Below are 26,691 nucleotides of genomic sequence, written 5' to 3'. Positions count from 1 at the left end.
AGCGATTGCCCCCAACTACCTCCCCCCGTTTTCGAAACGTAAACTAGTTGGTATGACGACTGCCGCAAATACATCAACCGGTGAAACCCCGGATTTGACCACTACTGCTGGAAAGCTGGCCGATCTGCGAGCCCGTCTCGCAGAGACCCAGGCTCCAATGGGCCAGGCCAGCATTGACCGCGTCCACGACAAGGGCAAGATGACCGCTCGTGAGCGCATCGAGTTCCTCTTGGACGAGGGCTCGTTCGTGGAGGTTGACGCTCTCGCACGTCACCGCTCCAAGAACTTCGGCCTCGACGCCAAGCGCCCTGTCACTGACGGTGTTGTGACAGGCTACGGCACCATCGATGGCCGCCAGGTCTGTGTCTTCTCGCAGGACGGCGCCATCTTCGGTGGCGCGCTCGGTGAAGTCTACGGTGAAAAGATTGTCAAGATCATGGATTTGGCCATCAAGACCGGTGTCCCAATTATCGGCATCAACGAGGGTGCTGGTGCCCGCATCCAAGAGGGCGTTGTTTCCCTCGGCCTCTACTCCCAGATTTTCTTCCGAAACACCCAGGCTTCTGGTGTTATCCCACAGATCTCCCTGATCATGGGCGCCTGCGCTGGTGGCCACGTCTACTCCCCGGCTCTGACCGACTTCATTGTCATGGTCGATGGCACTTCCAAGATGTTCATCACCGGCCCGGACGTTATTAAGACCGTCACTGGCGAAGAGGTCACACAGGAAGAGCTGGGTGGCGCTGGTACTCACATGAGCACCTCCGGTACTTCGCACTACACCGCCGCTGATGACGAAGACGCTCTGACTTTCGTTCAGGAATTAGTCAGCTACCTGCCGTCCAACAACCGCGCTGAGGCTCCTCGCATGGAGGCTGAGCCGTTCGAGGGCTCCATCGCTGACAACATCACTGAGACTGACCTCGAGCTCGACACGCTGATTCCGGACTCCCCAAACCAGCCGTACGACATCAAGGACGTCATCACCCGTCTGGTCGACGACGAGGACTTCCTGGAAATTCAGGAGGACTACGCACAGAACGTGGTCATCGGCTTCGGTCGCGTGGAGGGTCGCTCGGTCGGTTTCGTCGCCAACCAGCCGATTCAGTTCGCTGGCTGCCTCGACATCAAGGCATCCGAGAAGGCGGCTCGCTTCGTCCGCACCTGTGACGCCTTCAACATTCCGATCATCATGCTGGTTGACGTTCCAGGCTTCCTGCCGGGCACCAACCAAGAGTTCGACGGCATCATCCGCCGTGGCGCCAAGCTGCTGTACGCATATGCTGAGGCCACCGTCCCGAAGATTACCGTCATCACCCGTAAGGCCTACGGCGGAGCTTACTGTGTGATGGGCTCCAAGGACATGGGCGCTGACATCAACCTGGCATGGCCGACCGCTCAGATTGCGGTCATGGGTGCTTCCGGCGCTGTCGGCTTCATCTACCGCAAGGAGCTCAAGGCTGCTGCGGCCGAGGGCAAGGATGTCGTCGCACTGCAGAAGGAGTACGAGGCAGAGTACGAGGCCACCCTGGTCAACCCGTACATGGCTGCTGAGCGCGGCTTCATCGACGCCGTTATCCCGCCGAGCGAGACCCGCGGCCAGATCATCGAGGGTCTGCGTCTGCTGGATCGCAAGGTTGTTAACGTACCCGCCAAGAAGCATGGGAACATTCCGCTGTGACCGATTCCAAAAACACCCCAGCAACCGAAGACAAGGACGCCGCTACAGCCCCGGCTGCACCGTTCATGTCCGTCCTCAAGGGCAACCCGTCAGACGCTGAAACCGCCACGCTCGCGCTTTTGTTCGCAGGTATGGCAGCAGCCGGCGGTGCCCCAGAGGACCGCGGCCCGCGCAACAACTGGGGTCGGCTGGAAGAGGGTTTCCACCAGCCGCACCAGCACGTACCGGGCACGTTCCGCAACGTCCATTTCTACTAGTACAGCTACCGCTTACCGCGTAGTCGTTACCGCACGCTAGCTGCGTCGATTCGCTAGCACAAAGCGCCACCATCGGGTTTTCCGATGGTGGCGCTTTGGTTTTTGTTACTGCCTTAGCCTTGACCACTGCTTATTACTAGCGCTGTTCACCCAGCGACTCGCCATCAAACTCGTCATCGAGCTCCCGGTCCAGCCGACGCTGATCACGGTTGCGAGCTACCGGCCACACCACCTTGAACAGGAAATACACAAACGCCAGACCGATGGCAGCACCCACCACAGCGCCGGCAATGAATCCCCACGATTCCGATAGTGCCCCACCAGCGCTTGCCTCAGAGAGCATTTGCACTCTGATAAAACCAATCAGCCACAGCCCAATGACGGCTACGAGTGCTGCAATCTCGCCTTTTGTAAGACCATTAATCTTCGGCATTGGCACTTGACGTCGCAACCACCGCTGCGAAAACAGGAGTCCAACCAGCGGCATCAAGATGATTGCCACTGTCACGCCCACCATCTTTGGCTCTGGAATGAGCCAAATCAGTACCGTTGCAAGCACGTAATTAGCCCACATCATCATTGTGAACCCGTACGTGTAGGACTTATGCAGCAACATCTGCTGATACTCATCGTCCACCGTGGCGCTGTTGCGTTCAATTACGACATCCGCATAGGACATTGTCAGTATCCTTCCTCACCAAAAATTTCTTCGACTGTTTTTCCCAGTACCTTGCAGATACGCAACGCCAAATACACCGAAGGCGAGTAATTTCCCCGCTCGATATTTGCAATGGTTTGCCGCGAGACCTCCACCTTCGCGGCTAAATCCGCTTGGCTCAGCTCCAACCAGCGTCGGTATCTCCTGACCTGGTTCGAACGTTCTTCCCCACTCATCTGTGTACTTTCTTTAACTTGATGTCCACTTTACTTTACATCACTAGAAGGCAGCTGCCATCTAAAAAAATCTGCCTGTTCTTACAATCGGGCCAACCCCACGCATGTTTGCCACAAAAATTAGGCTTTACGATTCCGCCCTCACTAAAATCACTAACTATGAGCAGCCCCCGAATCGTCTTGGCTTCCACTTCCCCTTCGCGACTGCACATTCTGCGCTCTGCAGGCATCGAGCCCATCACAGTAGCGCCCAACGTCGACGAGGATGCCGTAATCACAGCCCTTCCGGACGCATCGCCGGTACGCATCGTCGAGGAACTCGCACAGGCCAAGGCACACGCTGCCTCTCCGGCCTACCCCAATGACATTGTCATTGGCGGGGATTCAATGCTGCTTCTCGACGGGCAGTTGCAGGGCAAGCCCCACACGGAAGAAAAGACCATTGAGCGCTGGCATCAACAGAGTGGCCGGACGGCTGAGCTGATTACTGGTCACTGTGTCGTGACACCAAAGGGCGAGCACCTTGAGGTGGCGATTACTTCCCTCGACTTCGCTGAAGTCCCAGAAGAGGACATCCGTGCCTACGCTGCGACGGGCGAGCCACTGAAGTGCGCTGGCGCGTTTACTTTGGAGGCTCTAGGCGGCTGGTTTGTCGATGGCATCAATGGCGACTCATCCAGTGTGATCGGACTGTCGCTGCCTGTCGTGCGCCGAGCTCTGTATCGCTACGGCTATTCGGTCTCCCAGTTCTGGAATAGGTAAGCATCGCAAGGACGTCGTAAAGCAAAAACCGCACCAAATTGGTGCGGCTTTCTTAGCTGTGGAGACTACTTGTTAGCAGCCTCGACGCGCTTGATGGCCTCCTGAGCAACGAGCTCCTGGATACCCATATCCAGCTCGGAGGTGAAGCCAACACAGGAACAGTTGATCTCGCCGAGAACGTAAGTGTCCTCGCCGTCCTCGCCGTCTGCCAGCATGAAATCAGCTGTCCAGATCAGCGGGATATTGTCGCCACCGAGGTTCTCGGCAATGACCGGGCGAGCCTCAGCAAACATATCGATGAGGTCCTGCCACTCTTCCGGCTTGTTGTAGGTGTACTTCGCGCCAGAGAACAAGGTTGCGGAGAAAGCGTCGCCGCCCTCGGCCGGCTTCTTGTGAACCACGAAGACCGGGTGCGGGCCGACCAGCAGAATGCGAATTTCGCCTTCGGTGATGCGCGGCATGAAGCGCATGTCCACAAGCATGCCGTTATCGCCGATGATGTACTGGTCGCAGAAATCCATGAACTCGCCGAGCTCACGAGTCTCAGTGTGATTGTCCACGGCCTCGGTGCACTTCAGCTTGGTGTTTAGCGGCAGCGGGGTGCCCGGCTCAACGTTCTTAGCAACCTCTTCGTCAGCGATGCGCACGCGCCAGATGCCGGATCCGGTGGAGCCACGGTTCTGCTTAAGGACGCGCTCGCCGTAGGACAGGGAGGTCGGGAAAGTGCTGTGGAATGCCTCGACGTCGTAGTAAGCAGCGGTGTCAGACGGAACCAGGTCAGTATCCTTGAGCTTGACCAGTGCGTCCTTTGCGCCGTAGGCCATCATCTCGCCCGGGGTGGACATACCAACCAAACCAGCGACCGAGAGACTGGTCAGAAGCTCGAAGTAGCCCCTCTCACCACCCGGGATGTTGCCCGGGTTTACGCGGGAGATGTAGCCGTCGAAGTTCTGGGAGACGTAGTCGTACAGGTCGTCCTTCCACTCCGGTCGGTAGTAGACGACCTCAGCGGACCAACCGGCTTCGCGGATAGCGTTGACGATTGGCATGGTGTCCTTGCGGTGTCCGTCGAAGTACTTGTCCGAGCCGCCCTCGATCTCGAATACAACAATGTTCTTGTGCACAGGCACTCCTTTTAAGAAAATACATGGACTTCCGGCACTCAATTGTCTCCGTAACGCAGCGAATACCCAGGCAGATAGCCCATTCCAGCCCATTTTCCAGTGATACGAATCAACACAGTTTTTGCGCTAACTCTCAGCTAAATTTTAGGGCACTACCTGGACTCCAAGCGCGCTGAAAACACTGCTTTTACCCCCAACTGTGAGGCGTATCCCAGGGTGGCCGCGGACGCAATTGTTGCCGTCGGAAAGCGCTCACACTGGGGACTATTCCGCCGTTCGCCACGCGACCCGTAAACTAGATATGCAATCGACGATAAACGTCAGAAAGTCCCACCCACCCAACTTGCGCCAAGGGAGTATCCGATGGCTGTTCCGCACGACCCGCACCCCCAGTTCCAGCAGTACGCCCACCCTGAGCGCCTCGTCTCTAGCTCCTGGCTTGCTGCCCGACTGGGCTCTCCCGGTCTGCGCGTTGTTGAATCCGACGAGGACTCACTGCTTTACGACATTGGACATATTCCGGGCGCGGTTCGCATCGACTGGCATCACGACCTCAACGATCCTGTGCGCCGCGACTATATCGACGCCGAAGGCTTTGCCGAGCTCATGCGCGAGAAGGGTATCTCGCGGGACGACACCGTCGTAATCTACGGCGACAAGTCCAACTGGTGGGCCGCCTACACACTCTGGGTTTTCGAGCTTTTTGGGCATCCCGACGTGCGTCTGCTTAACGGTGGCCGCGATGCCTGGATGACTGAAGAACGAGACACGAGCTTCGAGGTCCCCAATTACCCACGCACTGACTACCCTGTCGTCGAGCGCGACGATAAGACAATGCGTGCCTACTTCAGCGATACACGTGAGCTCATTGGAAAGGCTCCGATTATCGACGTGCGCACTCCGGAGGAGTATGCCGGTGCACGAACCCACATGGTCGATTACCCACAGGAAGGCGTCCTGCGTGGTGGCCATATTCCAACCGCGGTAAACATTCCATGGAATCAGTCCGTTCACCCGAACTCGCGTTTCCGCGATCGCGAAGAGCTCGAGCAGATTTACGCGCACGTCCAATTTGAAGATGAGGCGATTGTCTACTGCCGCATCGGCGAGCGCTCCGCGCACACTTGGTTTGTACTGCACCATCTCCTCGGCCACGAGAATGTTCGCAACTACGACGGCTCGTGGGTTGAGTGGGGCAATATGATTGGCATGCCCATTGCCCACGGTTCGGAGCCGGGAAGCCTGTAGGCGATCGATGCAACCGGTGGGCGCTTCCCCCACCGTTTTCCGGCGTCCGCGACTGGCTCTACATCGGAGATTTAGTTTCCCCCTGCCGCCCCCGATCAAGGGGGCGGCAGTTGCACTCTTGGGTGATAATTTTAACCACAAACCTAGGTTTTTGAGCGAAAAATAGCCACTTCAGCTGCCCCCACACTCACTTGAACGCTGCTCAAGACCACAATCCCTACCCCCTTATGTAGCGAGCAATAAGAGGTTGCTTACCGCACCTGTGACACAATGGAGACATTGGGTCACACGCTGTTAGCTACCGCGTGGTTAACCGTATTGCGGTTCACCACTCAGTTAACTGCAGTGCTGCTTGTGATTCCTACAAATGACTGTCGCAACCTGCCCCGAGGGCCAATTCTCGGGGTGCCCACGAAAAATGGAGGATTTCGTGTCCGAGCAGACCACTGAAAAAATCACGAAGGTTCTCGTCGCCAACCGTGGCGAGATTGCCGTTCGCGTTATTCGCGCTGCGAAGGACGCAGGCATTCCTTCCGTCGCCGTTTACGCTGAGCCGGATGCGGACGCTCCTTTCGTGACCATGGCGGATGAGGCTTTTGCTCTCGGTGGCACCACTTCCGCTGAGTCCTACCTAGTTTTCGACAAGATTCTGGACGCCGCAAAGAAGTCCGGCGCTAATGCCATCCACCCGGGCTACGGCTTCCTGTCGGAGAACGGCGACTTCGCTGAGGCTGTTGAGAACGCTGGCCTGATCTGGATTGGCCCGTCACCAGAGTCCATCCGCGCCCTGGGCGACAAGGTCACCGCTCGTCACATCGCGCTGAAGGCTGACGCTCCAATGGCTCCAGGCACCAAGGAGCCAGTTAAGGATGCAGACGAGGTCGTCGCGTTCGCTAAGGAGCACGGTCTGCCAATCGCCATTAAGGCCGCTTTCGGTGGCGGTGGCCGCGGCATGAAGGTCGCACACAAGATGGAAGAGGTCGCCGACCTCTACGAGTCCGCTACCCGTGAGGCCGTTGCGGCCTTCGGTCGCGGTGAGTGCTTCGTAGAGCGCTACCTGGACAAGGCACGCCACGTCGAGTGCCAGGTTCTCGCTGATAAGCACGGCAACGTCGTTGTCGCCTCCACCCGTGACTGCTCGCTACAGCGTCGTTTCCAGAAGCTCGTCGAGGAAGCACCCGCTCCGTTCCTGACCCCAGAGCAGGATGAGCGCCTGCGCCAGTCCGCTAAGGACATCTGCCGCGAGGCTGGCTACTACGGTGCGGGCACCGTTGAGTACCTGGTTGGCGCTGACGGTCTGATTAACTTCCTCGAGGTCAACACTCGTCTACAGGTGGAGCACCCGGTCACCGAGGAAATTACCGGCCTCGATCTGGTCCGCGAGCAGTTCCGCATTGCTGAAGGCAAGGAACTGTCCATCAAGGAAGACCCGGAGATGCGCGGTCACGCTTTCGAGTTCCGCATCAACGGCGAGGACGCCGGCAGCAACTTCATGCCGGCTCCGGGCACCATCACCAAGTACGTCGAACCGTCCGGCCCGGGTGTCCGCATGGACACCGGCATCAAGGAGGGCGACGTCATCGGCGGCCAGTTCGACTCCATGCTGGCCAAGCTGATTGTTTGGGGCGAGACCCGCGAAGAGGCCCTACGCCGCTCCGCTCGTGCTCTGTCCGAGTACCAGGTTGAGGGCCTGGCAACGGTCATTCCGTTCCACCGCCACATTGTGGAGAACCCGGCGTTTGTCGGCGATGGCGAGAAGTTTGACGTCTACACCAAGTGGATTGAAGAGGAATGGGACAACCCGATTGCTCCGTACGACGGTGACTCCGACGCTGACACCGACACCGTTCCGGCTCAGAAGGTTGTCGTCGAGATCGACGGTCGCCGCGTCGAGGTAGCCCTGCCGGGCGACCTGGCTCTGGGCGGCGGCAACGCTGGTGCCAAGAAGAAGAGCAAGAAGAAGCGCGCTGGCGGTTCCAAGAAGGCCGCTTCCGGTGACGCTGTGGTTGCTCCGATGCAGGGCACCGTCATCAAGGTCAACGTCGAAGAGGGCCAGGAAGTCTCCGAGGGTGACACCGTGGTTGTCCTTGAGGCCATGAAGATGGAAAACCCAGTCAAGGCTCACAAGGACGGCGTTGTCACGGGTCTGGCTACCGAGGCTGGCTCAGGTGTCGGCAAGGGCGATGTCCTGATGGAACTGAAGTAGTTCTAAAGCTCTAAGCGGGGCTGGTTGCGATGGGATTCGCAGCCAGCCCCGCTTGATTCTTTTCAGCCCCTCCCCCGGCGCCCTTAAACACTGTTCAGGACGTCTAGAGTGGACGGTATGGAACCCATGGAAGTAAATGCCGGCCGCTTCTACTGCCGTCCGCTGCGCCACGATTCCCGCGTCGATGACGCCCCGGTCGCAACCCAATTACTCACAGAATTGGCCCCTGACTCCGTCGCCGAGTTCCTTCGGAACTCCACCACCGAGTGGGAAAACGACACCGCCTACCGCTTTGCGGTTGCTGAGCAGACGAACGTCGAGATGCTCGCACTAGCAACCGTCGAGGTCATCAATGCCGACCACGTCAGCATCACCGTCCGTCCCGCAGGCGATCCCGCACGCGTGTTGCCTAACGACGATCAGGTCCTCACCAAGGTAACCGTCGCCGACGGCGTCGAAGCCGCCGAAAAAGCCCTCCACCGATGGGCAGAGGGCTTCTTGGGCAAGAAAGTCAGCTAGCCGAACTGGCACCGCTGCGACTGCTCAGTCCTAGGCGCCGGAACGCAGCAGGTAGATATCCATAATCCAACCGTGCTCCGCACGGAGCTTCTTTTTCAGCTCCGCAATCTCTTCGCCGACGTCGCCAACGCGACCACGGCGGAGCGTCTCCAGCTCCGTTCCCAGGAATGCACCCCAGAGAATCTCTTCCTCCGGGTCCGCGTGCTCGAGCCAGGCTGCACCGCCATCGAGCATCATCACCGCATCCATGCCAGGCGCACGCTCCCCCAGGCGCCGACCAGTGGTAATCAATACCGGCTTACCAATCTGGTTCAGGCACTCTCCATGCGCTGCGGTCAGCGCGGAAATCGCCGTCACACTGGGGATAACTCGCGAGCGCACGTCCAGCCCAAGGTCGCGGACGCGCTGCAAAATCCGCAATGTTGAGTCATACAAGGAGGGGTCACCCCAGACCAAGAACGCACCGCGGCGCTTGCCCTCTCGTCCGAGGTGAGCGACGAAGGCGTCGGCAAGCAGCTCTGCACGGCGCTGATGCCAGTCACGGACGACTGCGCCGTAGTTATCGGGCGTGCGGTCACGTGGCGGGTCGGGAACGGTAACGAGTTCGACATGCGGCGCATGCTTATCGACGATCGCCTGTCGCGCAGCCAACAAGTCCGCTTTGGCATCACCCTTGTCGAGAGCAAAAACTACGTCGACATCAGCAAGAGCGCCGATAGCCTCGAGCGTAATGTGGCTCGGACTACCGGCGCCGATTCCGATGACGTCTACATCGACATATCCGCTGTATACAGGGCTCTCGGCCTGAGTGCGGGCGGCGTCGTTTCGACTAGTGATTGGTCGGATCTCCCTCGTAACCGAACTGTTCAGCCATCTCATCTGGAGACAGGCCAGCCATCGAACCCTGGAGGTTAGCCGAAGCGGCCTGCTTCAAGTAAATCTCGCAAGCGTTGGCCATGTACTTGGAGTCGTACACGTTCATCTCCAGAATCGGAGTCAAAGAGCCATCATCTTCCATGCGCGAAACCAAAAGGTGCGGCTTGTCCGAGTCCGTGGTCATGGAGCACTTAATCTTGACACCGTTGACATCCGTGAAAGTTGGCTTAATCATATTGTCATCCTCCTCCAAAACAGCGACCGGAAAATAAGTAGCGCTGTTGCGACCGCAAGCGCAAGAAAGTCGCTCGTTATAAACCATGTTAGCCAGATTCCGGGCGGCACCGCCGAGCACAAAAGCACATGGGGGTAATAGCGAGCTTCCTGCATGTTTGCGTGTCAGGTCGAGGACCCAATTGCCACTAGAGCTCGCAGATGCGTTAAAGTGATGAAGTAATTTTCCGGCCGCCGAGAATGTGTTTTCACGGCTGTTTTACCCGGAAGATGATTGCCCTAGTAGCTCAGTGGATAGAGCACGGCTCTCCTAAAGCCGGTGTCGGAGGTTCGATTCCTCTCTGGGGCACAAATACCCTCGTGACCTTTTACATATAGGGCGCGAGGGTTCTTTGTTTTTCTCACGACCGGCCACTACGCCCCCTCCTGAGAACGCATCACCCAGCAATTTCCAGAAACACTTGTGTTAGGCTTACCTAATCACGTGGCGTGTAGACTTCCGCCAGTACAAAACAGCCCAAGACTTGTTGAAGGACAGTGACAACTATGGCTGGCCTAGCTAAAGCAGCAGCACCGAAGCGTAAGCCCCGTAAGGCACACGAGGCAACAGTTACTGGACGTCGCCAGATTTCCCCAGACCTTGTTCGTTTGAGCATGAACTCGCCTGCATTTGTGGGCAAGGAGCTGGAGTTTACCGACCATTACATCAAATTATTGTTTGTGCCAGAGGACGCTGATTACTCCTGGCCGTTCGATATTGCGAAAATTCGCGCCGAACAGCCGCGAGACAAACTGCCAATCACCCGCACATACACTCTGATTAATGTGGACTCCGAAACCGGCGACTTTGACGTCGACTTCGTCACCCACGGCGATTCCGGCCTGGCTGGACCGTGGGCACGCGTAGCCGAAATCGGAGACAAGCGTGGCTTCTTAGGGCCAGGAGGCGCATGGGGACCTGCAGCAGAATATGAACACTTTGTACTCGCCGGAGACGAGTCCGCAGCGCCAGCTATCAGCGCCGGACTGAAGCACCTCCCAGCAGGCACGACCGCAACCGCATACATCGAAATCGAGTCCGAAGATCGGAAGTTTGAGCTCCCAACCCGAGAGGGTGTGGAAGTCCATTGGGTCCTCCGCAACGGCGCAACCCACGGCACAGAGCTATCCCGCGCAGTGCGCGAGGCGGGCATTCCAGAAGGTAAGAAAACTAGCTGGTTCATCCACGGTGTCGCCGAGATGATCAAGGAATTGCGCCGCTTCCTCTTCGTCGAATCTGAGATCCCGAAGAAAGACGTTTCCATTTCTGGCTACTGGCGTATCGGTATGACCGAAGACCAGTGGCAGTCTTCTAAACGAGAATTCAACGCTGAGGTTGAGGCCGAGGAGGAAAGAGCCAGGGCCTGACGCTTGCTCGAACGTTAGCGCTCGCTACGCCTTTCAACAACGACGCGTTTTCCTGCCAACCAGTCGAATGGGTGCCAGCGGCAAACAGCAACCCAAATCATCAGGACACCAAAAAACAGTTCAACGTTTGGCTCAAAACCCGTAGGCAAGAAAATCAGCGACAATAGGTAACAATTACGTACCGCTGCCCGCCAACCTCTGTGCCAAGAATCGTCTCCTGATTCGAGCTCCGATGTTCCCTCTGGCTGAGCGACTTCGAACGGAGTTGCCCCAGAGTCTGCTTTCCGCGCTGGAACAACGTGTAGCAAAAATGCGCTTTTACCAAACGTCTGTTCACCGCGAGCCTCTGCAACCACGCGCACAAAGAAAAAGACAGCTGGGAATATGACACCATACAAAATCCTGAACTCTGGCGGACTCGGCAGCGCCCAGTTCGCCATGGCTGCTTCCCACGCAAGTTTGCCAAGTGCCATAATGATGGCAACAAAGATTCCTACAAGGAACGAATCCAGTATCCACGCGCCACTGCGCCGAGCGAACAAATCCGCATTACTCTTTACGGGGAATCGATTCGGGGTGCGCCGATACATGGGACACACGCTATCAAAACCACTTATGACTTCACAGACGAATTGCCTTTCCCTACCGCACCCGTTCTGCCACGATTAGAAGCATCCAGTATGCAAATCGAAAAGTTGACTGTATAGTTGCCGGTTGAATCAACCTATCTATTGGGTGTCAGCAACTACCTTGCCAATAACTTGGCAAGTTCCCCTATAGCTGGCACCCCCAGTGGTTTTTCAGGAGACGCCGCCCCAGAAAGCCGAGAATTAAACCACGCGACGCAGGCCCGAGAAGCCCAGAAAGTGAGATGGATGTGAATACGCGAACTCAGCTGTCAGCCGTACAGCACCCTAAACTCACTGCCGTCCGGCGCAAGAACCGCCGGCAGCTGGCGCTGGCCTGCTGCTTCCTCACCTTCGCAGCCACGGCCACCAGCTGCGCCAACAGCGAAAGCGAGGAGGTTGCCGCGACGCAAACCTCGTCGTCAAGCCAACTTACTACGGTGTCGACGACGAGTTCGCCGACGACGACCGGACCAAAGGTTCGAGAAGGCGGTACGCCGCGCATCGGGCAGCTGTGCCCGAACCAGACCGGGGAAATACGAATGAGCGCCAACGGCCAGAATCTTGAATGCGCACAAGTCGGCGAGCAGGAAGTATGGACGGTGCTGCAGCAAACCCCCGCGAACCCGACATCGCAGCAAATGTGGATTTCCACTACTCCGACGACCACTGAGCCACTGCCTCAGGAACCTGAGCCGACGACTCCGAGCGAGAGCACAACGGAGACAAGTGAGACGGAGAGCTCGACGACCTCTGATACTTCCACGCCGCCCGATACTTCAACGACTCCGACAACCTCCGGCGAGCCGACAGAATCGGAATCGGAGCAGGAAGAGCAGCCAAGCGAAGATAATCATGGGCTCACCGGCCTGTTCCGCTAGGTTCGTCTCTGGCTGCGAGGTTCGTCGGCTCGGGACTTAGTTAGGTAAGGTGCGCTAGCTCGCCCTAAAAACCAAAATCCGCTGCAACAATACTGCAGCGGATTTTTTATTTACCCAACAGATACGAAGAGACGAACCTGAACAGATCTGAGCCCGCCACAATGCGGCGGAGCACCCGCGCTCCCCTACTTGCGGTGACGGCGGTTGTAGAACGGCGTCGGCACGACGGTGGCGGTAATGTCGGCGCCTTCAACGGTCAGCTCCGTGCCAGTGGAGGACTGCCAACGCTGAACGTATGCAAAACCGATGGGGTGCCCCAAAGTCGGCGACACCTTGGCGGAAGTCAGCACGCCAACCTCGTTACCTTCCGCATCAATGAGCTTGGTGCCACGCTTGGGAGCTTCATCACCGGAGAAACGCAGACCAACCAGTAGCTCCTTCGACTGCGGACGATTAATCAGTGCGTTGCGACCAATAAACTGCCCCTTGGTCGGCCCCATGATGGACTTCAGGCCGGCCTCCAGCGGAGTGCGGTCGCGAGTCAGCTCGTAGCCATAGAGCGGCATACCAGCCTCAAGACGCAGGGTGTCGCGGCAGGCCAGACCACACGGCAGCAGGCCGAGGTCAGCGCCGTTGTCAGCCGGATCCTCCGGGTTTTCCACCTTGCCACCTGCTGCAATGATTGCACGCCAGACCTCGACGGCGCGGTCAGCCGGCGGGAAGATCTCGAAGCCGTCCTCACCGGTGTAGCCGGTTCGGGCAACAATCATTTCCACACCTGCGACCTCGAGCAGAGTGCAAGAGTAGTAGTTCATGCCATCGAGAGTCGCGTGCAGATCCTGTGGCAACAGACGGCGCAGAAGCTTCGCAGCCTTCGGCCCTTGAATGGCCAGGAGCACATTCTTGTCATTCATGCGCTCAACCTCGACGTTGTAGCCACCAACGCGCTCGCGCAGCGTCGAGTACACATCTTCAGCGGCTGCGGCATTCTGCACCAGCATGAATTCGTGACTACCGAGGCGGTAAATGATGAGGTCATCAATAATGCCGCCGTCTTCCTGCACAATCATGGTGTACTTGGCACGACCCAACGCCAGCGGCTTGATTGCCGAAATCAGGGAGTGTGCAAGGAACGCCGCCGCATCCTCACCAGTGACGCGGATGATACCCATCAGCGACAGGTCGAAAACACCAACGGCCTCACGCACTGCGTTGTGCTCTGCAATTTCCGAAGAGTAGCGGAACGGCACTTCGTAGCCACCAACATTGCGCATTTCTGCGCCAAGGCTTACGTGCTCATCATGCAGGGCGCTACGGAAAGAATTGTTGTTCTCAGAAGCGCCAGAATTGTCAGTCATACACACTCCAATTATTGCGGTGGGGCAAACCAGATTGTTACCTTCCCACCTTATATCTAAGACTCCGTGCTCGCTTCCGCGAGCCCCTGCGGATCCAGGGCAACAGGCCCGTCCATTAACTATCATGCACTGATTCGCACATGCTTGACGACGACCCCGCGCCCACCACAAAGGCCCCGCTACCAGTGACGATAACGGGGCTTTTGCATTTGTCTATTCAGTTAATTGAGTTTGGCCGAGCTGTTCGGACAGCGTTGCCAGCCAAAGGCTCAGTGGTTATTAGTGATCAACCGCAGCCTCGGTACCAACACCGGTCAGGGAGCGAACTTCCATCTCAGCTGCCAGGTCATCGAAGTTATCCGGCTTACCCATGTAGGTGGCGATGATGCCAGCCAGGAACGCCAGCGGGATTGCGAGCAGACCCGGCGAGGTCAGCGGGAACCAGGAGAAGTCAACGGACGGAATCATCGAGGACTCAGCGCCGGAGACTGCCGGGGAGAAGATAATCAGAACCAGCGAGGCGATGACACCGGTGTACATGGAGGCAACTGCGCCTGCGGTGTTGAAGCGCTTCCAGAACAGGGACATCAGGATGGTCGACACGTTTGCGGATGCTGCCACTGCGAAGGCCAGCGACACCAGGAAGGCGACGTTCTGCCCCATGGCCAGGATGCCGAGGATAATGGCGACAACACCCAGCACGATAACGGTAATGCGGGAGACACGAACCTGCTCGGCTTCCGTGGCCTGTCCCTTGCGAATCACGGCCTGGTAGAGGTCCTGGCCGACAGACGCGGAAGCGGTAATTGCCAGACCAGCGACCACGGCCAGCACGGTAGCGAACGCCACTGCGGAAATCACAGCCATGAAGATGGAGCCACCGATTTCGAAGGCCAGCAGCGGAGCTGCAGCGTTGGCCCCGCCCGGCGCGGCCATGATGCGGTCCGGGCCGACGAGTGCAGCAGCACCGTAGCCGAGCACCAGGGTCAGCAGGTAGAAACCACCGATGAGGATGATTGCCCAAGTCACGGACTTACGAGCTTCCTTTGCGGTCGGCACCGTGTAGAAGCGCATGAGCACGTGTGGCAGACCAGCAACACCGAGGACCAGTGCCAGGCCCAGAGAGATGAAGTCCAGCTGCTGGACGAAGGAGCCGCCGTACTTCAGACCCGGCTCAAGAATGGCGGAGGCTTCGTAGCCCTTCTCGGCGATGTAATCCGAGCTTGCGTGCATGTCCACTGCGTCCTGCAGGAGCTGGGAGAAGTTGCCCTTAACGCCAATCAGGATGATCAGGGTCATGATGATGACAGCACCGACCAGCAGGACGGCCTTAATCATCTGCACGTAAGTCGTGCCCTTCATACCACCGATGAGGACGTAGGCAACCATGATGATGCCGACGACTGCGACAACGATGGACTGCTGAGTGGAGTCGTGGATGTTGAGCAGCACGGCGACCAGGGAACCTGCACCGGCCATCTGCGCGATGAGGTAGAACAGGGTCACCGCGAGGGTCGAGATAGCAGCCGCAGTACGTACCGGGCGCTGCTTAAGACGGAAGGACAGCACGTCGGCCATGGTGAACTTACCGACGTTTCGCAGCGGCTCTGCAACCAACAGCAGCGCGACCAGCCAGGCTACGAAGAAGCCGATGGAGTAAAGGAATCCGTCGTAACCAGTCAGCGCGATGGCGCCGACGATACCGAGGAAGGAAGCCGCCGAGAGGTAGTCACCCGCAATGGCAAGACCGTTTTGGGTACCGGAGAACTGTGCGCCACCGGTGTAAAAGTCTGATGCTCCCTTGTTTCCGCCCTTGCCCACTCGAGTAACGATGAACATGGTCGCAACAATGAAGGCGACGAAGACCGCGATGTTGAGAATCGGGTTACCTGCTGCTGCAGTGTCATCTGCAGCAAAGAAACTAGTCAGCATGCCTATGCCTCCTTCTTTGCGACGATTTCAGCGATTTCTCCGCTTTCCAGTGCCTCGCGCAGCTCTGCCTGCATCGGCTCAAGCTTCTTGTTGGCGAAGTTGATGTACACCCAAGTGATGGCGAAGGTGGTCACGAACTGAAGCAGACCAAGGACGATGCCCAGGTTGATATTGCCCAGTACGGGAGTCGCCATGAGATCCGGCGCGAACGTCGCAAGCAAAACGAATGCGATGTACCACACCAGACCTGCGACGGTCATCGGGATGGCGAAAGAACGGAATGTAGAGCGGAGCTCTTGGAACTGCGCTGAGTTTTGCACGTAGCGGTACTCGGCCGCCTGTGGCTTATGCCGGTCTGTCGGCAAGGGAGTTGCGGACACGGGCTAATCCTTTCCAGGAAGTTATGCAGGTGTTCGTAATGAGGTCCAGCACAGCCACCCCGAGGGTGTGCCATGCACCACATTTTTCATTATGTGTGGAAACAAAGTTACCTGGAACACAGTTAGCAAAGAAGTTAAATGCGACTAACTACTTCTCAGCGAGCCTTAAGGCACCCCCAAAAACGCCATTACCTGCATACTTAGGCGCCGTTTTACTACCCCCATTTACGCCGTTGTACTCGTGTTCTCCGCTTCTTCCGGCAATGGCTTACTCTGACGCCACCACCACAGCGCTTCGATAATGACCGCGCCGATGGCCCCCACGATCAGCGCGGGAATCAACAGCTCCCGCCCTACCCAGTACAGATTAAGCACTGTGGCCACTGAACGAACCGAGAAGATGAACAGGTAGGCTCCTGCCGATACCGCCAGCAACAGAACCTTCCACCAGGTGTATGGCCTAGCCACGACCACCAAAACCCAAAATGCCGAAACAATCAGCACAATGAGGGTCGCAGTAGACGCCTCCCCTCGTGCCGCATCGCTGGCGTCGACTCCCGGGTTTGCCCACAACCAAAACATGAAGGTCAACAACCCCACCGTGATGCCCGCCGGTATCGCTAAGCGCAACACGCGCCGCACGAAACCATCGCGCGCACGCTCCAAGTTAGGAGCCAACGACAGCACGAACGCCGGGATTCCAATTGTGAACCAACCCGTAATCGTCACGTGAATCGGCTCGAATGGATAATCCATCCCCCACAGCCCCACAGCCAGCGCCAGCACCACCGAGTAGATGGTCTTCGTCAAAAAGAGGTTGGCCACACGCTCGATATTGCCAATGACGCGACGCCCCTCCGCCACAATCATCGGCATCACGGCGAAGCGATTATCCAACAGCACCAACTGCGCAACCGAACGTGTCGCCGGCGCCCCATCCCCCATAGCCACGCCCAGGTTCGCCGCTTTCAGCGCCAGCACATCATTGACACCATCACCGGTCATCGCCACATGATGCCCCCGCGACTGCAGCGCATGAACCATATCGCGCTTATTCTCCGCCGTGACACGGCCGAAGATCTGCCGCGACTCCACAATGTCTGCGAACTCGTTGCGGATCTCGGTGGGCTTGGCTTCGCTATTCTCATCGCGGCTGACCGGAAGCTCAGACGCATCGACAGGATTGTTAGCCCCCTCCATTTCCAGCTCACGTGCAACAGCCCCCACGGAGCGGTCATTGTCACCAGAAATGACCTTGACCTCGACGCCTTCTTCATAGAAGTAGGCCACCGTGTCCGCCGCATCTGAACGCACCTTCTGCCCCAGCACGACAAGTGCGACTGGCTCCAACTCCACCTCGCCACTCTTCCGCAGCGCACCGCCGGGCAGGTCATCTGCCCCAACTGAGGTCCGCGCGAGCAGGAGCACACGAAGTCCTTCCTCCATAAGCTCCCGAGCTTTCTGCATGCCGACCGCGTAGTCGTCGACAAGCACATCGGGCGCGCCGAAAACCCACGTCGCACCGCCGTGATACGTCAGCGCCGACCACTTATTCGCCGAGGTAAAGGGGCGGGTTTTGGTTTGTTCATGCTTTACGACGTCCCCTGCGTCCGCAAGTCCATCGAGCAGTGCACGAGCCGTTGCGTTGGGGCGATCGTCGAGCTTGCACAGATCGATGAGTGCGGAGTCGACCTCATCGCGGGAGGTACCGTCACCCGATACGATGTCGACTTCCACTAGCTGCATCGCATTTTCGGTGAGCGTGCCAGTTTTGTCGACACACACGGTGTCGACACGCGCGAGACCTTCGATGGCGGGCAACTCATTGACCAGCACGCGATGTCGCCCCAAGCGCACCACCCCAAGGGCAAATGCGATGGTGGTCATGAGGACAAGCCCCTCAGGGACCATGGGCACCAGCGTGGCGACCATCCCCAGCAGCGCATCGTTGAAATCATCGCCGGCGACAAAGAGCTGCGTATAGATTGCCAAGGCACCGACGGGAATGAGAATCCAGGAAATGTAGGTCAGGATCTTGTTGATGCCGCGGAAGAGCTGGGAATCAGTCAGCGTGAATTTGTTGGCCTCAGCTGCGAGCTTGGCGGCGTAAGCCTCCTTGCCCACTTTGGTGGCCTGATATCGCGCCGACCCCACCACGACCGAGGAACCCGAGTAGACCATGTCCCCAACGCTCTTATCGACGGCATCGGATTCACCGGTGAGAGAGGACTCATCGACAGCCACGTCAGAGGCGTAGCGGAGAATACCGTCAACGACGATTTGGTCACCGGGACCAACCTCGATGAGATCGTCGAGGACGACGGACTCGCGGTCGATCTCGCGAGCAGGCTCCCCGTCGCGAATGACCATGGGTTTTGCACGGCCGACAATGGAAAGCTTGTCCAGTGTGCGCTTGGCACGCAGTTCTTGGATGATGCCGACGATAGAGTTGGCGATAATCAGCAGACCAAAGGCACCGTTGACGATTGAGCCGGTATAGAGCACGACTGCGAATAAAACAGCGAGAATACCGTTAATCCGGGTAAACACATTGGCACGGATAATGTCCCACACACTGCGCCCGGATGTTGGCGGCAGCTCGTTGACGTGCCCCAACTCGATGCGTTGCTGGACCTGCTGTTGAGTAAGACCACTGTCGGGAGTTTTCCACGAGCCCATGCCTGCCTACCCTATTCGCCTAATTGCTGAACCTATTCGACCTATTTGCCAATGAAATTTGGTTCGCGCTTTTCGGCTCGCGCCTTCGATGCCTCCGCAGCATCCTCGGAAGCCCACACCGTGTTGTAGAGCTCCTGCTGGTAGTCCTTCAACGGGCTATGCGTCTCATCGTCGTTGAGCACTGCCTTGTGGTAGGCCAGCGACAGGGGCGCGTAGGTGGCGATACGAAGCGCTACCTCCTCCGCCTTGTCCGGACCACCGAGGTAGGAAGCCAGACCGCAACCGCGGGCGGCTTCCTGATCCATGCGCTCGGCCGCCAACAGAATAGTGCGGGCACGGGCACCGCCGACGAGGACGCGCACGCGGCGAATTGTCCAGGCATCGACAGCGATACCGAGCTTGACCGGCGGAATCATAAACCAGCCGCGCTCACCCACGACGCGCAAATCGGCCGCCATCGCCAGCTGCATCCCAGCGCCGACAGCCGGCCCCTGCACATCCGCTATAACCACCAGACGGCTGGCCTCGATTGTGCGCAGCATTCGACGGAGCTGTTCGTGGAAGGAATCTTCATGGTGCTGGCCACTCAGGTCGGCGCCCGCACAGAAAGCGCGGCCTTCGCCGCGCAGCAGGATAACGCGCTGCTCTGGAACCTCAGCGGCAGCTTCCACCGCATCGGCGATGTCACGACACACGTCGGCAGTCAGGGAGTTGCGCTTATGATCTCGGTCGATGGTGATAGTGACAATTGCGCCGTCGGCTTCGACGCGGATTTCAGATGCTGGGTTCGTCATAGCATTTAGGCTACCCGCGAAACACCAATAGTGATGGGGCTATAAGCAAATCTAAATTCGCTTATTCGTTGCCGAATACCCGCGGGTCGCCACTCAGGCGCCCGTCGGCACGCGCCATCGACGCAATCGTTTCCATGTCCTCGTCGGTGAGCTCAAAGTCGGTGACCTGAAAGTTCTCCTTGATGCGCGACGGCGTGCCCGACTTCGGGATGGCCACGATGCCACGCTGGAGGTGCCAGCGGATAGCAACTTGGGCGGGAGTTTTACCCAGGCGGTCTGCGATTTCAGCAATCGGCGAGCCTTCAAAGTACTTCGCACGTCCCAGCGGCGACCACGCCTGCGTGACGATGCCGCGGCGACGATCATCTACAACCTGCTCATCCTGCGGGAACTGCGGATGCAGCTCAATCTGATTGACCACCGGAACCTCGGAGAGCTGGTCGAGGACCTCTGGGTAGAAGTTCGCCACACCAACCGAGCGAATCAGCCCCTCGCGCTTGAGCTCTAGCAGCGTGTCGAAGCACTGCCCAAACGTCCCCTGCTTCTCCACCGGCCAGTGCACAAGCACCAGGTCAACATAGTCAAGGCCGAGCCGCTCCAAAGATGCCTGCACGGATTCGCGCGTCGCCGCCGTCTCCTGCGCATCGTTCCAGACCTTCGTGGTCACGAAGATATCTTCACGCTTTACGACGTTCGCAGCGACCGCATCAGTAATTCCCTGCCCAACTCCACGCTCATTGCCATAGAGCGATGCGGTGTCGATGTGACGGTATCCGAGCTCCAGGGCATAGCGCACGGATTCACGCGCTTGCTCATCGTCGAGCTTGTAGGTACCAAACCCCAGAATCGGGATGGCGTTACCATCAACCATTTCCACGTTGACAATTCCGGTTGTCGCTGCATCGTACTTCAGATCGAGTGTGGTCATGCCAACCGAGTGTACGGACTGAAAATTTTTTAGATTTTTTCTGCCCCGCTGACCTGCGATTTAAAAAAGTGATTGCCATTCATTTTGTTGCAAACGGTTGACGGAACGTTGCGTTTATACAACACTTTGGGGTGTGTCCCCAAAGATTAAACCCAAAGAACAGATATTCAACAGAATTTCAGTGCTGCGGGCAGAACACGGACTCAGCCGAGCCGAACTAGCCAAACAAGTAGAGGTCAATCCTCAAACGATTGGTGCGTTGGAGCGAGGTGACCACTACCCCAGCCTGGATCTGGCATTTCGTATCTGCGCGGTGTTCGATCTCCCCGTTGAGGCGGTGTTCTCTCGCGAGGAATTCAAGCCCATGTCCTCTGCCCTATACCGAAAGGAAAGCTAACGATGCCAACTATTCGGACTGAAAACGCAACACCGAGCTTTTTCGAGAAGCTAGAAGCTCGGCGCGAAGCGAAGTACACAAAGCGCGTCGAGCAGATGTCGAGCTGGCTGCCCAAATGGCGCAACCAGGCGGCGCGGCGAAAGCTGGTCATCGCATTCGAGGTATGCCTTGTGCTGATGCTGATTAGTGGCATCGCGCTTCTCGGCACTCTGACCGATATTTTCCCGGGCTGGCTTTCTCTGCTCTGGCCAGTGATTTCCCTCATTGTGATTGTCGTCTGGACCAGCCTCAACATCACAGTCGACATGGTCGACAGTGCACCCACCTCACTGCTGGACGAGTACCAGCAAGAACAAATTTTGAACCTGCGGGGGCTGACATATCGCTGCTTCATCTACTTCGGCCTAGTGTCCTTCCTCGCTCTAGTTCTGGTGGGCACCTATGTTCTGAACGCGCAGCCTGACTGGGGACACTACATTCCGTACAGCTTCGGAATCTTCGGAATTATCGCTTTCCTTTACATTTCCTCGCTTCCCACCGTCGTCTATGCCTGGAACCTGCGGGACGACTAGCACTGGCTCAAAAAACTCACATCCCTCCTCTGCCCTTCACTCCTCAATCTAAGGATCACCATGAACAGCCTCATTCTTGACGGGCTTGAGAAGTCCTACGGAGACCTGCAGGTTCTCCGTGGCATGAGCTTCCAAGTTCACCCTGGAGAAATCTACGGCTTCGTCGGCTCTAACGGTGCCGGCAAGACCACCACCATGCGCATTGCCCTCGGCGTGCTGGCCACCGATAAAGGCGAAGTGCGCATCGGCAATACCCCGATGAATGACTCGCTGCGCCGCACGATTGGCTACATGCCAGAAGAACGCGGTCTCTACCCGAAGGCTGAAGTCCGCAAGCAGCTGATCTACTTTGCTCGCTTGCACGGTGTGCCCACCAAGCGCGCGGAGTCCAACGCCGACAACTTGTTGGCGCGCCTCGGTCTCACTGAGCGCGCCAACGACAAGGTCGACACGCTCTCGCTCGGAAATCAGCAGCGAGTGCAGCTGGCCGCCTCCCTCGTCCACGACCCGGAGGTACTCGTCCTCGACGAGCCCTTCTCCGGCCTCGACCCAGTTGCGGTCAAGGTGATGAGCTCCGTACTCAAGGAGTACGCCGACCGAGGCACCCCGATTGTGTTCTCTTCCCACCAGCTCGATCTCGTTGAGCGTATGTGTGACCGCGTCGGCATCATCCGCGACGGCCGCATGCTCGTGGAAGGCACCGTTGATGAGCTCCGAGCACGTGGTCCACGGGCTTTCGTCGTCAAGCTCGATAGCGCGTCCCAGGATTGGGCGACCTCTGTCGAAGGCGTAACAAGCGTGGAGCGCGAGGCCCACGGCTCCACCGTCGTTCACCTCGATTCCGACGCCCCAGCCGACACCGACCAGAAGCTACTGCACAGCGCAATGGCAGCGGGAACGGTCCGTTCGTTCGGACCTCTGCAAATTCCACTTACCGAGCTCTACCAGGAGGCCGTACAGCAATGAGCACCAACACTTACAACGCCTCAACGGCCGTCAAGACCGTTTTCGTCCGCGAACTCCGCGAGCATCTACTGAAGAAGAGCTCGCTGATCACGCTCATCATCATGGCAGTGGCGGTCGTCGGCGGTATCTTCGTTGCCGACTACATGACTTCCAAGTCCGATAATGACGCTGTCAAGATCGCGGTCGTCGGAGAAGCGCCGTTCGCGGACTCTCTCGCCGACGCCACCGCCGAAATGAAAGATGCTGAAGGTGCGGATGCCGCAGCCGGGGCATTTGCCACGGCATCACTGTCACCGTTGGAGATTACATCCGCGGCAGACGACAAGGCCGCTCGCGCTGCCGTCACCGACGGTGATGCCGACGCCGCTCTCGTCCCCGACACCGCAGAAGGCAAGGAGGGCTCGTGGAAGCTGCTTGCCGACGACGCCCCATCCTGGCTAGCCCCAATGCTGCAGGAGTCGCTGCAGAAACAGAACGAAGCCATGCTGCTCAGCGAAAACGGAATCAACCCCGGCGAGTTTTTCTCCAAGACTCAAAGCGCAGCCGTGTCGGTGGAATCCCTGGATGAAGCAAAAGACGAGAAGATGCCTGCGATGCTCATCACGCTAATCGGTGTGATGGTCATGATGACCGCCATCCTCGTCTTCGGTGGCGCAGTGGCCACCAGCGTCATCGAGGAGAAGTCCTCCCGTGTCATCGAGATCATTCTCTCGACAGTCCGCCCGGCGCACCTGTTGGCCGGCAAGATCCTCGGCGCCGGTCTGGCCGGCATCATCATGATGAGTGTGCTGACCGCCAGCGCCGCAGTTGCCCTCATGATTACCGGATTGGCGGAGAGCTTCGATGTGCCGTGGTCCGCAGTCTGGCTGCTGGTCCCGTGCTTCATCCTCGGTTACTTCTTCTTCGCCGCGCTGTATGCAGCCTCCGCATCCTTGGTCAGCCGTATGGAAGATTTCCAGGGCGCACAGATGCCGGTACTGGTGTTCTCGCTGATCACGATGTATGTTCCGCTGTTTGGCTGGAGCAAGCTGGACTCTACCGTCATGCAGATTGCAGCGTGGATTCCACCGGTTTCCATCACCACTGCCCCGATGCAGTACGCCGTTGGCAACTTCTCCGCACTCCAGTTGGCGGCTTCGCTGCTAATCATGGTTGTGGGAGTAGCCGCAGTCATCGCACTCGCCGCCTGGATCTACCCGCGCAATGTCCTGCGCACCGGTGCCGCGGTCAGCTGGAAGAAGGCTCTGACAGCCAAGAGCTAGCCCCAGCCCTGCCCAAAAGAGCGTGACTCCTTCGGCCACGGTCACCTAAAACCGAATAATCGTCAATCGCGTAGTTTGCTCAGCGCACCTTATAGACCATGGTCCGCCGCAAACTGCGCGATTTTTCCTGTCTCGCCATAGGAGGTCTGCGCCCCCACGCCTGTCGCCGCATGAGCCGAGACCACCGCCGCAAGACGAGCTGCCGTCACCACATCATCGCCCGCGGCCAACGCGGTGAGGACCGTACCCATGTACGCATCACCGCAGCCCGTGGTGTCCACGACCTCGATGGGCAGCGCTGGAATGCGAGTGACTGCCACCTCGCTTTCCGACGTCCTCAAGACCGCAGACCCCTCCCCGCCAAGTGTGACAATGGCCGTGGAAATCCCGTGTTCGTCGGCAAGCGCGCGCCCAACCGCATCCCACTGACCGTGCTCGCAACCGGCGACCGCGCGCTCGGAGCCGATGATGGCTGCGAGTTCGTGCTCGTTGACAATGAGGACATCGACCAGCGCGAGCAGATCCTCACTGACCGCCCGAATCGGCGACAGGTTGAACACCACCGGCACACCCGCATCGTGGGCAATCTGTGCGGCGGCCAGGACAGCCTCATCACAAATCTCCAGACACAGACCGAGGCACCCAGCCCGCTGAATCTTGTCCGCATGACTGCGCACCATCTCAGCATCGACTTCACCATTGGCGCCAGCGGAGATGACAATGAAATTCTCCGCCGCATCATCAACGACAATCATGGCTGTACCAGTGGCAGAGTCGACGGTCTCAACTGCAGAGATGTCCACGTGAGCGTCGGTAAGCGCGTCGCGCAGCAACTGCGCATTGGGATCCGAACCGACCGCGCCGACCAGTTCCACGGCCGCGCCCAGTCTTCCAGCCGTCGCCGCCTGATTCGCCGACTTACCGCCCGGCAGAATGCGCAGAGGACTGCCCTCGATAGTCTCGCCACCATGCGGCAGGCGCTTCACGGTGACGGTCAGGTCTGCGTTGATGGAACCGACGACACATACGTTTGGCCTCTGTTCAGCCAGCTCGGTGAGGCGCTCAGTAATCGGCATTGGTTCGACTCCTCGGTAGTGCGGACACGTTTTTTCCGACAATAGCGCTACCCCTTTCCGCCCACCATCGACTAAGCCGGTTTACCCCTTGTTTACTACCGTGGAGGTATGGCTAGAATCAGCGCCCAACAAGTAATAGATACCGTCCTCGACCACGGAAGTTTCACCTCCTGGGACGGCGCGCCCGAGCATGGCAACATCGACGAGTCCTACCGCGGCACACTGTCCCGAGCCTCTGAGAAGACCGGTCTCGATGAGGCCGTTATCACCGGCGAAGGCACCGTCGGCGGCAAGCGCGTCGCCGTCATCTGTTCTGAGTTCGGCTTCCTCGGCGGTTCTATCGGCGCCGCAACCGCTCGTCGTATTATTCGCAGCATCGAGCGCGCGACTGCGGAGCAGCTGCCGCTGTTGCTCTCCCCGACCTCGGGCGGCACTCGCATGCAGGAGGGCACTGCTGCGTTCGCGCTCATGATCTCTATTACCACCGCAGTGGCGCGCCACAAGGATTCTCACTTGCCATTCCTGGTGTACCTGCGCAATCCCACCACCGGTGGTGTCATGGCGTCGTGGGGGTCGGCAGGCCACTTCACCTTCGCAGAGCCCGGCGCACTTCTCGGCTTCCTCGGCCCGCGCGTCGTCGAGCTGGCTACCGGCGAACCCATGCCCGAAGGCGTTCAGACCTCCGAGAACCTGTTCAAGCAGGGCATTATCGACGGCATCATTCCGCTCGAAGGTCTGCGCGGCGCTGTCCGCCGCACCATCGACGTGCTTGCCGACGGAGACCCCAGCGAACCCACCCCACCGCCAGTAGCAGCCATTGACGGTCGCGATACCTGGGAAGCTATCCTGCGCACCCGCGATACTTCTCGTCCAGGTGGCGGCGATATTATCGATGCCCTTGTCGACTGCTCCGTGCCAATCTCCGGCACCGGCGATGGCCACAAGTCGCTGTCGGTTCGGGCTCGCCTGGCGCGGATTGGTGAGCGGCCGGTGATTCTGGTCGCCCAGGATCGCCATAACCAGCCGCCGCTGGGCACGCATCCAATGGGGCCGGGTTCGCTGCGTTTTGCCCGCCGTGCGATGCGCATCGCGGAAAGCCTGAACATTCCGCTGGTCACGGTCATTGACACCCCAGGCGCTGAGTTGACCAAGGACGCCGAGGAAAATGCCATGGCCGGCGAGATTGCCCGCACCTTGACCACGCTGGTGAACTTGAAGGTTCCGACCGTGTCACTCATTCTCGGCCAGGGCTGCGGTGGCGGTGCGCTGGCCATGCTGCCCTCTGACCGCGTGCTGGCAATGCACGATGCCTGGATGTCTCCGTTGCCGCCGGAGGGTGCTTCGGCGATTATCTACCGAGACACCGAGCATGCCCCGGAAATGATGGAGGAGCAGGGCGTTGGCGCCGAGGCCATGCTGAAGACCGGGGTCATCGACGAGATTGTGGCCGAACCTGAGAATCCGGCCGAACTGCCCCGCCGTGCTCTGAGTGCTATCGAGCACGCCCTCTGGGAGCTAGAGAAGAATCCGGCTCGCGTTGGCCGTGAGCAGCGTTTCGACCACTACCGTCGCTTCGCGCTGGGTGAGTAAGGGGTCTGGGGGCTGGTGTGGGGCTGGTGTGGGGCTGGTGTG

The 26,691-nt window shown here is 58.6% G+C and carries 26 protein-coding genes and 1 tRNA gene; 14 read left to right on the top strand and 13 right to left on the bottom strand.

From position 1 onward, the window contains the following. The first annotated feature begins 52 nt into the window (after positions 1–52). On the top strand, positions 53–1,681 hold the full coding sequence (locus HMPREF2681_RS02135) for an acyl-CoA carboxylase subunit beta (RefSeq protein ID WP_016423283.1): 1,629 nt from the start codon (positions 53–55) through the stop codon (positions 1,679–1,681). Continuing rightward, positions 1,678–1,938: an acyl-CoA carboxylase epsilon subunit gene (locus HMPREF2681_RS02130; protein WP_016423284.1), complete on the top strand. Its 261-nt coding sequence runs from the start codon at positions 1,678–1,680 to the stop codon at positions 1,936–1,938. The genes HMPREF2681_RS02135 and HMPREF2681_RS02130 overlap by 4 nt, the downstream gene beginning before the upstream one ends. A 136-nt stretch (positions 1,939–2,074) precedes the next feature. Here HMPREF2681_RS02130 and HMPREF2681_RS02125 read toward each other — a convergent pair whose 3' ends face one another. Together HMPREF2681_RS02125 and HMPREF2681_RS02120 are read right to left on the bottom strand one after the other, a co-directional pair. Beyond that, a complete protein-coding gene (locus HMPREF2681_RS02125) occupies positions 2,075–2,617 on the bottom strand; it encodes a hypothetical protein (RefSeq protein ID WP_049193052.1) in 543 nt (180 codons plus the stop codon). 2 nt (positions 2,618–2,619) lie between these two features. Continuing rightward, a complete protein-coding gene (locus tag HMPREF2681_RS02120; RefSeq protein WP_048733637.1) occupies positions 2,620–2,832 on the bottom strand; it encodes a helix-turn-helix transcriptional regulator in 213 nt (70 codons plus the stop codon). A gap of 159 nt (positions 2,833–2,991) precedes the next feature. Here HMPREF2681_RS02120 and HMPREF2681_RS02115 point away from each other — a divergent pair, with 159 nt between their 5' ends. Next, entirely contained in the window at positions 2,992–3,594 is a 603-nt protein-coding gene (locus HMPREF2681_RS02115; protein WP_016423286.1) for a Maf family protein, read from the top strand. A 65-nt stretch (positions 3,595–3,659) separates the two neighbouring features. On the opposite strand, the gene HMPREF2681_RS02110 is transcribed toward HMPREF2681_RS02115, so the two are convergent. Next, positions 3,660–4,718, bottom strand: a complete 1,059-nt coding sequence (locus tag HMPREF2681_RS02110) for a Cj0069 family protein (protein ID WP_049189713.1) — start codon at positions 4,716–4,718, stop codon at positions 3,660–3,662. A 363-nt stretch (positions 4,719–5,081) separates the two neighbouring features. Between HMPREF2681_RS02110 and HMPREF2681_RS02105 the strand changes: the two genes are divergently transcribed. The 3 genes from HMPREF2681_RS02105 (at position 5,082) to HMPREF2681_RS02095 (ending at position 8,691) form a co-directional block, all read left to right on the top strand. Then, positions 5,082–5,966, top strand: a complete 885-nt coding sequence (locus HMPREF2681_RS02105; protein ID WP_070545931.1) for a sulfurtransferase — start codon at positions 5,082–5,084, stop codon at positions 5,964–5,966. 418 nt (positions 5,967–6,384) lie between these two features. Then, positions 6,385–8,172, top strand: coding sequence for an acetyl/propionyl/methylcrotonyl-CoA carboxylase subunit alpha (locus tag HMPREF2681_RS02100; protein WP_042388874.1), 1,788 nt, complete (start codon positions 6,385–6,387; stop codon positions 8,170–8,172). A 117-nt stretch (positions 8,173–8,289) separates the two neighbouring features. Further along, positions 8,290–8,691, top strand: a complete 402-nt coding sequence (locus tag HMPREF2681_RS02095; RefSeq protein WP_042388876.1) for a hypothetical protein — start codon at positions 8,290–8,292, stop codon at positions 8,689–8,691. Positions 8,692–8,721: 30 nt separating this feature from the next. Here the strand turns inward: HMPREF2681_RS02095 and cobF are convergent, their stop codons facing one another. Together cobF and HMPREF2681_RS02085 are read right to left on the bottom strand one after the other, a co-directional pair. Further along, on the bottom strand, positions 8,722–9,570 hold the full coding sequence (cobF, locus tag HMPREF2681_RS02090) for a precorrin-6A synthase (deacetylating) (RefSeq protein ID WP_070545930.1): 849 nt from the start codon (positions 9,568–9,570) through the stop codon (positions 8,722–8,724). Continuing rightward, positions 9,521–9,802: a cg0963 family protein gene (locus tag HMPREF2681_RS02085; RefSeq protein ID WP_016423292.1), complete on the bottom strand. Its 282-nt coding sequence runs from the start codon at positions 9,800–9,802 to the stop codon at positions 9,521–9,523. Before HMPREF2681_RS02085 ends, cobF begins: the two co-directional genes overlap by 50 nt. 275 nt (positions 9,803–10,077) lie before the next feature. Here HMPREF2681_RS02085 and HMPREF2681_RS02080 point away from each other — a divergent pair. Further along, positions 10,078–10,150, top strand: a tRNA-Arg gene (locus HMPREF2681_RS02080). Between the two features lie 197 nt (positions 10,151–10,347). Continuing rightward, a complete protein-coding gene (locus HMPREF2681_RS02075; RefSeq protein WP_016423293.1) occupies positions 10,348–11,208 on the top strand; it encodes a siderophore-interacting protein in 861 nt (286 codons plus the stop codon). Positions 11,209–11,222: 14 nt separating this feature from the next. Here the strand turns inward: HMPREF2681_RS02075 and HMPREF2681_RS02070 are convergent, their stop codons facing one another. Then, on the bottom strand, positions 11,223–11,798 hold the full coding sequence (locus tag HMPREF2681_RS02070; RefSeq protein WP_070545928.1) for an RDD family protein: 576 nt from the start codon (positions 11,796–11,798) through the stop codon (positions 11,223–11,225). A 281-nt stretch (positions 11,799–12,079) separates the two neighbouring features. On the opposite strand from HMPREF2681_RS02070, the gene HMPREF2681_RS02065 reads away from it, so the two are divergent. Beyond that, entirely contained in the window at positions 12,080–12,715 is a 636-nt protein-coding gene (locus HMPREF2681_RS02065; RefSeq protein ID WP_048733659.1) for a hypothetical protein, read from the top strand. Between the two features lie 185 nt (positions 12,716–12,900). On the opposite strand, the gene gcvT is transcribed toward HMPREF2681_RS02065, so the two are convergent. From gcvT to HMPREF2681_RS02035, 6 genes are all read right to left on the bottom strand, one after another. Next, positions 12,901–14,073 carry a glycine cleavage system aminomethyltransferase GcvT gene (gene gcvT, locus HMPREF2681_RS02060; RefSeq protein ID WP_016423296.1) on the bottom strand — a complete coding sequence of 391 codons (1,173 nt, stop codon included), beginning with the start codon at positions 14,071–14,073 and terminating at the stop codon, positions 12,901–12,903. 279 nt (positions 14,074–14,352) lie between these two features. Continuing rightward, positions 14,353–16,005 carry a solute symporter family protein gene (locus tag HMPREF2681_RS02055; protein WP_070545926.1) on the bottom strand — a complete coding sequence of 551 codons (1,653 nt, stop codon included), beginning with the start codon at positions 16,003–16,005 and terminating at the stop codon, positions 14,353–14,355. Between the two features lie 2 nt (positions 16,006–16,007). After that, positions 16,008–16,385, bottom strand: coding sequence for a DUF485 domain-containing protein (locus HMPREF2681_RS02050; RefSeq protein ID WP_070437585.1), 378 nt, complete (start codon positions 16,383–16,385; stop codon positions 16,008–16,010). 225 nt (positions 16,386–16,610) lie between these two features. Then, positions 16,611–19,064: an HAD-IC family P-type ATPase gene (locus tag HMPREF2681_RS02045; RefSeq protein WP_070545924.1), complete on the bottom strand. Its 2,454-nt coding sequence runs from the start codon at positions 19,062–19,064 to the stop codon at positions 16,611–16,613. A gap of 41 nt (positions 19,065–19,105) precedes the next feature. Beyond that, a complete protein-coding gene (locus tag HMPREF2681_RS02040; RefSeq protein WP_016423300.1) occupies positions 19,106–19,858 on the bottom strand; it encodes an enoyl-CoA hydratase in 753 nt (250 codons plus the stop codon). Positions 19,859–19,919: 61 nt separating this feature from the next. Continuing rightward, positions 19,920–20,786, bottom strand: coding sequence for an aldo/keto reductase (locus tag HMPREF2681_RS02035; protein ID WP_070545922.1), 867 nt, complete (start codon positions 20,784–20,786; stop codon positions 19,920–19,922). A 133-nt stretch (positions 20,787–20,919) separates the two neighbouring features. Between HMPREF2681_RS02035 and HMPREF2681_RS02030 the strand changes: the two genes are divergently transcribed. Genes HMPREF2681_RS02030 through HMPREF2681_RS02015 form a run of 4 tightly spaced genes read left to right on the top strand, consistent with a single transcriptional unit; the run spans position 20,920 to position 23,983 of the window. Beyond that, the gene (locus HMPREF2681_RS02030; protein WP_070545920.1) at positions 20,920–21,183 is read left to right on the top strand and encodes a helix-turn-helix transcriptional regulator; all 264 of its coding nucleotides are present in this window, start codon (positions 20,920–20,922) and stop codon (positions 21,181–21,183) included. A gap of 2 nt (positions 21,184–21,185) precedes the next feature. Beyond that, positions 21,186–21,755, top strand: coding sequence for a hypothetical protein (locus HMPREF2681_RS02025; protein ID WP_070545918.1), 570 nt, complete (start codon positions 21,186–21,188; stop codon positions 21,753–21,755). Positions 21,756–21,815: 60 nt separating this feature from the next. Further along, complete coding sequence (locus HMPREF2681_RS02020; protein WP_070545916.1) at positions 21,816–22,721, top strand: ABC transporter ATP-binding protein; 906 nt, start codon at positions 21,816–21,818, stop codon at positions 22,719–22,721. Then, positions 22,718–23,983, top strand: a complete 1,266-nt coding sequence (locus HMPREF2681_RS02015) for an ABC transporter permease (protein WP_070545914.1) — start codon at positions 22,718–22,720, stop codon at positions 23,981–23,983. The genes HMPREF2681_RS02020 and HMPREF2681_RS02015 overlap by 4 nt, the downstream gene beginning before the upstream one ends. Positions 23,984–24,072: 89 nt before the next feature. On the opposite strand, the gene HMPREF2681_RS02010 is transcribed toward HMPREF2681_RS02015, so the two are convergent. Further along, positions 24,073–25,059, bottom strand: a complete 987-nt coding sequence (locus tag HMPREF2681_RS02010; RefSeq protein ID WP_016423305.1) for a ribokinase — start codon at positions 25,057–25,059, stop codon at positions 24,073–24,075. Positions 25,060–25,167: 108 nt separating this feature from the next. Here HMPREF2681_RS02010 and HMPREF2681_RS02005 point away from each other — a divergent pair, with 108 nt between their 5' ends. Beyond that, the gene (locus HMPREF2681_RS02005) at positions 25,168–26,649 is read left to right on the top strand and encodes a carboxyl transferase domain-containing protein (protein ID WP_070545912.1); all 1,482 of its coding nucleotides are present in this window, start codon (positions 25,168–25,170) and stop codon (positions 26,647–26,649) included. Positions 26,650–26,691: the final 42 nt, after the last annotated feature.

This window comes from Corynebacterium sp. HMSC064H12, assembly GCF_001809925.1.
Classification (GTDB): Bacteria; Actinomycetota; Actinomycetes; order Mycobacteriales; family Mycobacteriaceae; genus Corynebacterium; species Corynebacterium jeikeium_D.
Note: the sequence above shows the minus strand (reverse complement) of the source record. Positions and strands in the feature narration are given on the sequence as shown.